The sequence below is a fragment of the Candidatus Propionivibrio aalborgensis genome (assembly GCF_900089945.1).
GTDB classification, from domain to species: Bacteria; Pseudomonadota; Gammaproteobacteria; order Burkholderiales; family Rhodocyclaceae; genus Propionivibrio; species Propionivibrio aalborgensis.
The window spans coordinates 1-2,392 of record NZ_FLQY01000221.1 but is presented as its reverse complement, the minus strand read 5'-3'; the positions used below and the strand labels follow the sequence as shown (position 1 = coordinate 2,392).

The 2,392-nt window shown below is 55.5% G+C and carries 2 protein-coding genes; both read left to right on the top strand.

Features of this window, described 5'->3' with window-relative positions; all coding sequences use genetic code 11:
* Nucleotides 1-218: 218 nt before the first annotated feature.
* Entirely contained in the window at nt 219-1,643 is a 1,425-nt protein-coding gene (gene ccoN, locus PROAA_RS11200) for a cytochrome-c oxidase, cbb3-type subunit I (protein WP_186411425.1), read from the top strand.
* 16 nt (nt 1,644-1,659) lie between these two features.
* Nucleotides 1,660-2,274, top strand: coding sequence for a cytochrome-c oxidase, cbb3-type subunit II (gene ccoO / locus PROAA_RS11195; protein ID WP_186411424.1), 615 nt, complete (start codon nt 1,660-1,662; stop codon nt 2,272-2,274).
* The last annotated feature ends 118 nt before the right edge of the window (nt 2,275-2,392 follow it).

Sequence of the window (2,392 nt, the reverse complement as noted above, 5' to 3'; positions counted from 1 at the left end):
GATGCGACCAAGGAGTGCCACTTTTTTGATTGTGTGTTGTAAAACCACAACAGTGACGGGGGTATCGACTGGCGTATGTTACACTACGCGTGTTCACGGGCGGTTGCGGCTGCCTGTTGGCGGAAAGCCAATCTGCTGCTAGCGTCGACGACCGCGTGGCAAAGGCTAGGTGCAACAAGAAGGTAATCCGGTTCTAACGACTATTACGAGGTAGGTCCATGTCAGAAACTCAATCGACGTACAACTACAAGGTTGTGCGGCAATTCACAGTAATGGCTGTGATCTGGGGCATCGTCGGCATGCTGGTCGGCGTGATTATTGCCGCGCAGCTGGTCTGGCCAGAGTTGAATATCGGCTTTCTGCACTTCGGGCGCTTGCGGCCCCTGCACACCAACGCGGTTATTTTTGCTTTTGGCGGCTGTGCGCTGATGGGGAGCTCTTATTACGTTGTGCAGCGAACTTCGCACGTGCGTCTTTTTTGCGACAAGCTGGCTTCGTTTACGTTCTGGGGCTGGCAGCTGGTCATTCTCCTTGCCGCAATCACCCTGCCACTCGGTATCACCCAAGGCAAGGAATACGCCGAACTCGAATGGCCGATCGACCTCCTGATTGCCGTGGTTTGGGTTTCCTACGCAATCGTTTTTTTCGGCACGATTGTCAAGCGCAAGGTGTCGCACATCTACGTTGCCAACTGGTTTTACGGCAGTTTCATACTGGCCGTCGCGCTTCTGCATATCGTCAATAGCGCGGCGATTCCGGTAACGATGACCAAGTCCTACTCGGCATACGCCGGGGTACAGGATGCAATGATTCAATGGTGGTATGGCCACAACGCGGTCGGGTTTTTTCTGACCGCCGGCTTCCTTGGCATGATGTACTACTTTGTGCCGAAACAGGCGGGCCGTCCGGTTTACTCGTACCGCTTGTCGGTCGTGCATTTCTGGGCGCTGATTTTTACCTACATGTGGGCGGGGCCGCACCACCTGCATTACACGGCGCTGCCGGACTGGACGCAATCCGTCGGCATGGTTTTCTCGCTGATTCTGCTGGCCCCATCGTGGGGCGGCATGATCAACGGCATCATGACCCTGTCTGGCGCTTGGCATAAGCTGCGCGACGATCCGATTCTGAAGTTCCTGATAACTTCGCTTTCCTTTTACGGTATGTCGACCTTTGAAGGTCCGATGATGTCGATCAAAACGGTTAATGCCCTGTCGCACTACACCGACTGGACGATTGGCCACGTACATTCGGGAGCGCTCGGCTGGGTCGCGATGGTGTCGATCGGGACGATTTACTATCTTCTGCCGCGCCTCTTTGGCAAGTCGGAAATGTATAGCATCAAGCTGATGACGGTGCACTTCTGGGTGGCCACTATCGGGGTCGTTCTCTACATCGCCTCGATGTGGATTGCCGGCGTGATGCAGGGCCTGATGTGGCGGTCTGTTAACGCGGATGGCACGCTGGCGTACAGTTTTGTCGAGTCGGTCAAGGTGTCCTACCCGTTCTGGGGAATCCGTTTCATTGGTGGTGTGCTCTTTCTGGCCGGCATGTTGATCATGGCCTACAACATGTTCAAGACAATGGCTGGAGGCAGTACGGAAGATGCGCCCGTGCTGTTGCCGGCTGGTCAGCACGCCTAACAGGGAGACTCCAAAAATGAAATTTACTCATGACGCGATAGAACGTAACGTCGGCTTGCTGGTCATCCTGACCGTGCTGGTGATCAGTGTTGGCGGTCTGGTTGAAATTGTGCCGCTGTTTTTCCAGAAATCGACAACGACTCCGGTCGAGGGTCTGAAGCCTTACGATCCGGTCCGACTGTCAGGGCGCGACATCTACATCCGCGAAGGTTGTTTCCTCTGCCACTCGCAGATGATCCGCCCGTTTCGCGCCGAGACTGAGCGCTATGGACCTTACTCGGTGGCCGGCGAGTTCGTGTACGACCATCCCTTCCAGTGGGGATCCAAGCGGACAGGCCCGGACCTGCAACGGGTTGGTGGTCGATACTCTGACGAATGGCATCGTGTGCACTTGATGAATCCGCGTGACGTCGTGCCGGAGTCCAACATGCCAGCGTTCGCCTGGCTGGCCGAGAAACCGGCGGATGCGGCAGGCGTTTCGGCGAAAATGAGTGCTCTGCGCAAGGTCGGTGTTCCCTACACCGACGAAGAAATCGCCGGTGCCAGTCAAAAAGTGGAAGGCAAGAGCGAAATGGACGTCCTGATCGCCTATCTGCAGGGGATGGGGCTAGAACGGAAAGGGGTCAAGTAAAGCCATGGATATCAATGATCTGCGGTCCATCGTGACGGTAGTTTCCATGCTGAGTTTTCTTGGGATCGTCTGGTGGGCTTATGGCGTAAAGAGCAACAAACAGCGATTTGAAGAAGCT

What these genes read in the sequence shown, in the direction of transcription:
- ccoN (WP_186411425.1), top strand. Translation starts at nt 219, where the DNA reads ATGTCAGAAACTCAATCGACGTACAACTACAAGGTTGTGCGGCAATTC.
- ccoO (WP_186411424.1), top strand. Translation starts at nt 1,660, where the DNA reads ATGAAATTTACTCATGACGCGATAGAACGTAACGTCGGCTTGCTGGTC.